This window comes from Mycobacterium scrofulaceum, assembly GCF_002086735.1.
Classification (GTDB): Bacteria; Actinomycetota; Actinomycetes; order Mycobacteriales; family Mycobacteriaceae; genus Mycobacterium; species Mycobacterium scrofulaceum.
This window is the reverse complement of record NZ_MVIJ01000179.1, coordinates 1-242: the sequence shown is the minus strand read 5'-3', so window position 1 is coordinate 242 and position 242 is coordinate 1. Positions and strand designations below refer to the sequence as shown.

Annotated in this window: 1 protein-coding gene; it reads right to left on the bottom strand. The window is 70.7% G+C overall.

The annotated features are described in order from the left end of the window. Positions 1 to 5: 5 nt before the first annotated feature. A partial coding sequence (locus BST44_RS31605) for a tRNA-dihydrouridine synthase (RefSeq protein ID WP_208619911.1) occupies positions 6 to 242 on the bottom strand: 237 nt, incomplete at its 5' end.

Here is a 242-nt window from a genome sequence, read left to right as displayed (position 1 = left end):
GGACGCTAGACCAGGCCGCGACCGAGCATGATGTCCTCCACCCCGCTGACCTCGCGACAACGCAGGTAGTCGTCGAGCGTCCACACTTCGCCGTTGGCGAACACCGGCACGCGCACCGCCTCGGCCACCCGCGCCACCCATTCCCAGTGCGCCGGCGGCCTGTAGCCATCGACCTTGGTCCGGGCATGCACCACTACATGGGCCGAGCCGCCGTCGGCCAGGGCCCGCGCACAATCCAGGGC